At 70.8% G+C, this 7,843-nt stretch carries 4 protein-coding genes; 2 read left to right on the forward strand and 2 right to left on the reverse strand.

Annotated features, from left to right (window positions below):
- The first annotated feature begins 647 nt into the window (after window positions 1-647).
- Window positions 648-2,270: a replication-relaxation family protein gene (locus Q5694_RS32795; protein ID WP_333937160.1), complete on the forward strand. Its 1,623-nt coding sequence runs from the start codon at window positions 648-650 to the stop codon at window positions 2,268-2,270.
- Between the two features lie 123 nt (window positions 2,271-2,393).
- Window positions 2,394-3,461 carry a hypothetical protein gene (locus Q5694_RS32800; protein WP_333937161.1) on the forward strand — a complete coding sequence of 356 codons (1,068 nt, stop codon included), beginning with the start codon at window positions 2,394-2,396 and terminating at the stop codon, window positions 3,459-3,461.
- Between the two features lie 62 nt (window positions 3,462-3,523).
- On the opposite strand, the gene Q5694_RS32805 is transcribed toward Q5694_RS32800, so the two are convergent.
- Together Q5694_RS32805 and Q5694_RS32810 are read right to left on the reverse strand one after the other, a co-directional pair.
- Window positions 3,524-4,342, reverse strand: a complete 819-nt coding sequence (locus tag Q5694_RS32805; protein ID WP_333937162.1) for a hypothetical protein — start codon at window positions 4,340-4,342, stop codon at window positions 3,524-3,526.
- Window positions 4,343-4,634: 292 nt separating this feature from the next.
- Complete coding sequence (locus Q5694_RS32810) at window positions 4,635-7,181, reverse strand: DEAD/DEAH box helicase (protein ID WP_333937163.1); 2,547 nt, start codon at window positions 7,179-7,181, stop codon at window positions 4,635-4,637.
- Between the last annotated feature and the right edge of the window lie 662 nt (window positions 7,182-7,843).

The following is a 7,843-nucleotide window of genomic DNA, read 5'->3' on the forward strand; positions in this document are numbered from 1 at the left end:
TCGCGGCGTGCTCATCGCATGGTTGGCGGGCGGGCCTGTGGACAGAGATCAGAGATTTTCCCCGCTCAAGAGAAACCGGCGAATCGGGGCTGCAAGGGCCAAACCGGGCCCCCTTGTCCATGGTGGTCGGGCCGACCATGAGCCCGACCCTGACCCCTTGTCCACCTCTGCTACCGCCCCGACCATCACCATGTTTCTCCTTGACCTGGCCACGGTTAGACCGCGGACAAGGGGGCCCCCTGCACGCTGCTCCCTCGAGTCCCGCCCGCCAGGGCGGTCTGAAGCGAAGGAGCCGCTGCGATGACCACGCACCGACCCCCGGCAGGCGCCCGGCGTGCCCGCCCCGACCACGGGCCCGACCACCGGCGGGCAAGCCTTCCTGGCTTCCTGCGGTGCGCACTTGGGAGGCCACTGTGGAACCCACTTTGGTGCCCGGCACCGAGCCGGACGGAGATAGCCGAGGTCAGCACGCAGATACGGGCGCGCGCCGCGTTGTCACAACCCTCTTATCTGCTCCTGAACTTTGAAGTGATGTCCATGGAGGAGGAGATCATCGGGTTCGGGGGCCGGGTGCCCTTGGCGGCCGGGCGCGGCCGGCGCTCGGCAGGTGGCCGCGCGTGCCAGACGACGGGGAAGGAGCGCAGCTGATGGCGGTCAAGCGTGAGGAGAACCCGGCGGGGTCGTCGAACAACCTGCGCGGTGACGTGCTGCGTGTGCTCGGAGTGCTGAAGGTCGCCACGGTCGAACAGATCCAGCAGGTCTCAGCCCCGCACCTGAGCTACCGGCACACCGACAAGCCGACCCCGTCGAAGCGGAAGCAGGCTCGTACTGCCTCGCACACCGGGGCGTTGTCCGATCTGCGCAAGCACGGCCTGGCGGAGAACGGCGGGCAGCTCCCGGGCGGGGACAGGCTGCGCAACCTCACCCCGATGGGCCTGAAGGCTGCTGCTCGCGAGTTGGGGCGGCCGGTGGGGGAGATGGGCAACCCGGCCCGCGGCGCGGGCCGCACCGGGGCCTCCCACCCGATGACGGTCAACGAAGCCGTACTCGCCCTGCTGCGCCCGAAGCCGAACCTGTCCGAGCTCACAGGCGAGCCGGCCGACATCCGTGCCGCCGCGCAGGCTGCCTTCGACGCGCCCGCCGGGCTGGGCACCATCGCCTCCTACGCGACCGAGGTGGCGCTGCCCGCGACGGGCACATGGGCCAACCCGGGCAAGGGCGGCGCCCAGGCGGACATCGTCATCACCGCGCCCGAGGACGGGGTGCCGCTGCTGTTCGTGGAGATCGACAACTGCTTCGAGTCCGCGCAGGTCCTCGCCGCGAAGATCGACAAGTACATGCGGTTTGGCCAGCGGAAGGTGAAGGACGTCGACGGCAAGGAGCGGCCGATGTGGCGCACCCGCTGGTGGGTGCCCGACGGCCGCCGCGGCGACCAGCCGCACCCGCCGCTGCTGCTCGTCTTCAACCGGATCGGCCCGCGCAACCCCAACACCGTCATCGCGCAGCTGGCCGAACTGACCGAGCGGCACTGGAAGGGCACCTGGTACGAGGAGGGCTTCCACATGTACGACGGCAAGCTGCCCATTGTGGTCACCGGCATGAAGCAGCTGAAGGAGCACGGCCCGGCCGGAGCGGTCTTCCGGCGCTTCGGCCGGCCGCAGAACCAGACCCTCCTGGAGGCGATCGGCAATCCGCGCCGTGAAGCCCACGACGCCCGCAAGCAGGCCGAGTACGCCGCACGGCAGCGGGAGCACCAGGAGGAGCTGCGCCGCATCGCCGCACAGCACCGGGCCGAGCGGGAGGCCCGCCGTCCGGTGTGCGCCGGTTGCGGCACCCGGTTCACCGACGAACGGTGGAAGGCCATCGAGCCCACCGGATGGGGCGCCCCGCGCGACACCCACCCGCACCTGTGCGACGACTGCAAGCAGCGCGCCATCACCGCCGTCAGCCCAGCGGGTGGCACGCAGGAGCGCCAGGAGCCGGTGCGCGGTGAGGCCGGTTCGGACGACTTCTGGCCCGCCCCCGAGCGCCCCGTCTGCACCGAGTGCGGTGCCGCGTTCACCGACGAACGGTGGAAGGCGACCAAGCCCGTCGGCTGGACTGCTTCCCCAGCGAAGCACCCGTCTCTGTGCGGGGACTGCGACCAGCAGTTCGAGGCCGACTTGGACCGGACCTGGGGCGTGAGCCCCCGACGGGAGGAGCACGACCAGGAGCAGGAGCCGGCCGTGCCCGAGCAGAAGACCGGCTGGCTCTCGCGCCTGCGCCGTTGAGCCGGGGCACGCCTTCCGACCAGTCGCGCTTCTCCTTCTGGCAAGGATCAGCCCGGCCAATTGGATGGATGTGGCGGAGAAGGCACGTCATGCTGGACGCGATTGATAGGAGGGGGACGACGCGTGGGGCACGGGCAGACGGAAACTCTTGACGAGAAGCACCAGCGCTTGCTGGAAGCTTTCGTGTTGAGGGCCCGCAGGGTGGAGGAACACTCGCTGGCCGCCGACTGGGACGCTCTTGTCGAGCTGACCCGCATGAGCATCAACGTCCGTGTCGAACGAGGCGAGGTCCGGATCTCGTACGAGCTGCCGCCCGAGGAAGTGGTCGAGTCTGCGGCAGCGCGTATCAGGCCGATTCTGCTAGAGCAAGAAGACTGCTTCCACATGAAGGCGCTCTCAGCTCTGGGCTACACCTGTCGAGCAGCGCCGCAAGATGCGGCGTGGATACGGGCCGCACGCGCTGAGTGGCGAACACGGGTGAGCCCCGCCACGCGCGACGAATCCGGCTACTGGGTCATGGTCGCTGACACGTCCACGGGCGAAGAGCGTGACCTCGATGCGCACGGGCTGGCCATGGCCTGGATCTATGGAGACGTGGTGCATCACGACCCAGAGCGCCGCAAGGAGGGAGACACCTTCGGACTGCGCGACCGGTTTCGCGCTGCTGTACCCCTGGTGGCTTGGGCGATGGTCGGCACGATCGAGCTCCTGAACTTCGTCCGGGCGCTGAACGAGGCCGGGATGCTCAACCTCCGGCAGGAAGTGTTCAACGAGCAGGTCGCGTTGAAAACGACCACATGGGAAGAGCGGGCCGAGATGTACTACGCACCCGTCGGCGCTCAACCTCCCTCGCTTGCGACCTCCCCCATGCCCGAAGGGTGGCTCCCTCTGAGCAAGGCATCTGACCTGTCGGTCTTCCGTCACCGCATTGCGGGGCAACTCTTGAACACGGAGAGCGCACCATCCATGACGTACCTCCCCTCACCCGAAGAGATCGAAGCCGCCCGCACACCCGCCGGCGGGTGGAAGCGCGACCAGCTCGCCGCCTGGGGCGTTCCGTGGCCCCCGCCGAAGGGCTGGAAGGACGAGCTGGCCGAACGCTGGAAGGCCGCCCGCCCAGCGGGACCGCCGGCGCCCCCGCCCACCCCGGCCCCGGCCGACTTCGCCCAGGACACGCTCGACTTCGGCTGACCCGACGACAGCGGGGCCGGACAGGATCACCCTGCCCGGCCCCGCTGCTGGTTCCCGGCTGCTCACCGGCTGAGTCGGATGCGCGGCCCCCACGCGAACTCGAGGTCGTCCAGGAAGACGGTCTCCAGCTCCTCCTCCCACCGGCCGCGCAGGAGGAACGGGGCGGCCTCCATCCGCTCCAGGATGACCAGGGTCTCGGGCTGACCGACCAGCGCGTACCGGCCGTGCGAGGCGGGCGTGCTGCCCGGCCCGTACGCGCGCAGCAGCTCCTCCAGGCGGTCGCGGTGCTTCTTCACGAACGCCTCCAGGCGCTCGATGTACCCCGCGCGTTCCTCGTCGCCCACCGCGCTCAGCGCGACGTCCAGGAAGTCCGACCCGTCCGGCCAGTGGCGGGTGCCCGGCGCGGCCACGGCCCACGGGAAGCGTTCCGCCGCCACCAGGACGTCCTTCGCCTCCAGCTGCGGCACCGAGACCGGGGCGGGTTCGGCCGCCGCCGTCGCCTCCGGGGCGGGGGAGGGCGGCTGCTGGAGGTGGGCGACCAGCATGGCGCTGGAGGCGGCGCGCCCGCGCTCGGTGGTGGCGGTGCGGTCGGCGATCCGCCGCAGGTAGCTCGCGACGTCGCGGACACCGGCGAACCAGCCGTCCTCGAACCGCGGCTCGGACCCGTGCGGGGGACTGCTCTCGGAGATCCAGGTGTGGGCGCCGGCCACCGCCCCGGCCTCCAGCTTCGCCACGATGTCGTCGGCCTGCTCGTGCCCGATCCCGGCGGCGGCCAGGGCCTGGAAGACGGTGAACCGTGCCGTCGTGGCCTCGTGCTGGTGGTGGCTGATGGCGGCCGGCTCCTGGCCGTACGCGTCGGCGTCGTGCTGCTCGGTGCTCACGGGGTACCTCCCTTGTTTGCTCGGGTGCGGTGGGCGACCCAGTCCGGATCGCGTACGGGCACCGGCGCCGTGGTGTCGGCGGCGGGGGTGCGCATGATGCGCCAGCTGGTGCGCGGCGCGGTGACGGCGTGGGCCAGGACGACGACGGCTTGCCGCCCGGCGCCGCCCCGGGCTCACGTCCCGGCGTGGCGGACCTGATCGGCTGCCCAGTCGCCCAGCCGCTGCCACGGGCGCATCCGCCCGAGCAGATAGCCGGCCGTGAGCGCGGCGGCCGCGGTGACGACGACGCCCATTACGACCACCGCATCCCGATCGCGGACAGTAGCTCCATCCGCTCCGGCGTCAGCGTCGCCGCCCGGGAGCGTTGGTTCCCGATCCATGCACCGAGCCGCAGCTCCCGCTCCTCCTGGCCCTTGCCGCTGCCGCCGCTCCCGCCGCCGACGACGATCGTCTCGACGTGCTTGCGCGGTACCTGGAGGTGCCCTTCGCGTTCGTAGAACTGTTTGGCGGCCTCGTAGTTCATTGCCCATTTGTCGGCCTGTGTACGGGGCGGGGGCGGCTTCTCGTCCTCGGTTGCGGGCTCGATGCCGAGGAACTGTTCGCACATCCACTGCTGCACGGTGGTGAGCTGGTCCCAGCCGAGCCGCTGCGACTGCACCCACCGCCCGAGATCTTCGCCCTGGCGCACGACGTCGCCCGCCTCGGTCGGCAGCGTCTCACCGGCGTCCAGGTGCATCCGCACCAGGTGGAAGCACCGCTGCCATGTCACCGGCCACGCGGGGCACCAGGAGGCGTCGATCTCCTCCAGCTGCTCGCGCCGCTCGTCGGACAGTGTCCCGGCCGACGACTGAACGGGCAGGCCTTCGGCACGCCGGTGCTCGATCTCCTGAGCCCTACGGGCGGCGGCCCGCGCGTTCTTCAGGAAGATGCCTACCCGGTAGCCCTGGTAGGTGGCGTCCAGTGGGGCCAGGAGGTGGCCGTGTTCGGCCGCCCAGCCGCGCGCGGCCGCGAGGCCCTCCTCCCACGCGACGTCGTAGTGCGACCAGATCATGCCGAGCTTCTCCAGCTGCTTAACGCGGTCCTCGTCCAGACGGCCGCGGGCGTAGAACCGGCGTGCGTCGGCGGTCCACTGCCCGAGCGGGAACCCGGCGAGCGAGGCCGGCCACCCCTCGCCTTCCGCCTCCTGGGCGTCGGCGGCGGGCACGCGGAACGTGAACGGCACGCGGAGGTCGCCGTGCAGCCGGTTGTAGATGACGGCGGCCTCCACGCCGCGCCGCCAGTGTTCGTGTTCGGGGTTGAGGACGCGCAGGTTGATGAACGCGGCGAGGGCGGCCGGGTCGCGGGGCGTGGAGAACCTCAGCAGGGCCTTGGCGGGGGCGCTGACGCCTCCGGAGCCCTCACCGTTCCCGCCCGTGTTCTTCCCGCTGTCGTCCTTGCTGACGGGCTTGTAGCGGCTCGGCGCCTGCTGCTCCGCGAGCGTCTCCACGATCCGGGCGTCGTGGGCCCGCAGCGCCTCCAGCAGTTTGGCGAGCCCGCCGAACGCCCGCGAGGTCAGCATGTTGTCCGCCGTCTCGCCCGGCCCGAGCAGCACGGGCACCACGAGCGACGCCATCTTGCCCTCGCCCGGCTGCATCCGCAGCGCCCGGCCCACCGCCTGCACCAGGTCCGGCATCGAGCCGCGCACATCCGCCCAGTACACGGAGTCACAGTTTTTGGTGTCGACCCCCTCGCCCAGAACCTTCACCGAGCACAGGAAGCACTTCTCCACCACGGTCCCGTCCGTGGCGATCCCCGCCGCGAACTCACCCAGCAGACGCCGCCGGTGGAGCGGCTTGTGGTCGCCGCACAGCCAGTCCGCCCAGATTGTCTTCGGGTACAGCTCGGGGTCGCTGGCGTACAGCTGCGCGGCGACGTCCGGGAGACCGGCCGCGAACGCTTCGGCTTCGCGGATCTGGTGGTGGAAGACGAGCGTGCGGCGGAAGCCCTCCTCGGCCGACGCCTTCACCAGGGCGGTCTGGAGTGCGGCGAGCCGGGCCCCGCGCACCTTCTCGGACCGCGCTTCCGCGCCCAGGAGCTGCGCGGCCTGGAGCGCGGTGTCGGTGACGTCCACGCATACGACCTGGTAGGGGGCACAGATTCCCCGGTCGATGGCCTCCGAGAGGGACAGGGTGAAGCAGCGGCTGCCGAAGGAGCCCTCGGGGTCGTCCTCCATGCTCGCGACCAGCTCACCCGGTGCGCCGGCCTCGTCCTCGTCCCCGAGCTGCCACAGCCGCGGCGTGGCCGTCATGTAGAGACGGCGCAGGGACGGGATCTTCTGGTTGTCGTGGACGACCGCCCACGGCTTCCCGATCCGGCCCGAAACGCGGTGGGCTTCGTCCACGACGATCAGGTCCCAGGCCGCGAGGCCCCGGGCGTGCGCTCGCTCCAGCGTGCCCAGCCCGAGGCTGGCGTACGTGGCGTACACGGTGACCTTGTCCAGGCCGCGCGTCCACTCCACCAGCTCGTCCACGTCCGTGGTGTTGGGGAAAGGCACCTCCTCACCGCGCAGCGAGGAGACCCCGATCATCGGCCCCCGGCGGCCTCCCTCGCGCCACGCGGCCTCGGTCTGGGCGAGCAGGTCCAGCGAGGGCACGAGCACCAGGACACGGCCCGCGTGGAGCTCCTCCGCGCTGCGGACCGCCACCCGGGTCTTCCCGGACCCGGTCGCCATGATCACCTGTGTTCGAAGCCCTTGTTCGGGCACAAGTGATCTTGCAGGCAATTCGAGGGCACGCACGACCGCGTCAATGGCTTCTCGCTGGGCTGCCTCGCGCTGATCAGCGCGGTCTGTGCTCGACATATCGCCTGCCTTCTCCTGCGGTGCCGTCCGATCGATTCGAGCGGCGGGAACCAGGAAACCTGCACGTAGATGGGCCACTAAGGCTACGGTTGGTCTGACGCGCGCTGGTTGACGCGCCCCACCGGCAAGGCGGCCGGGTGGATCTCGATAACCCTCCGGAGCGGTCCGGGGTGTTGTGCTCTGAGTCCAGAGTCTATCTTGCTTACAGAAATGAAGCACAAAGAATACTGAAATTCTCTCGAACGTGGCTCAAAGCTGTTAGTCTTGCCTTATCGCCAGCCAATCCAGGACCTTGACACCCCCTCAATCCGGCCCGCCCCTCCGGGTGGTCGGCCCCAAGTCCCCGTCACTCGCCCAACTTCCCCCCTCCCCTCGCTGCCCGGGCCGAAGGCCCGTTGGCCGCACCGCGCAGCGGGGCTGGCCTGTTGGCCGCGTAGCGGCCCGGGTGGCTGGAGCGCAGCGTAGGCCACCCTCGCGGGGCCGCAGGCCCCGCAGCTCCGGGAGCGCAGCGGACGGAGCGTCACCGGCCCGGCGCAGCCGGGCCGGTGGGCTGCTCGGCGCAGCCGAGCAGCAGCGCTCACGCGGAGCGGGAGCGCAACACCCGCGCGCAGCGCGGGTGTTCGCTTGCCCATCGCGCAGCGATGGGGTACCCGCTCCGCGGG

It is taken from the genome of Streptomyces sp. AHA2 (assembly GCF_036857595.1).
Taxonomy (GTDB): domain Bacteria; phylum Actinomycetota; class Actinomycetes; order Streptomycetales; family Streptomycetaceae; genus Streptomyces.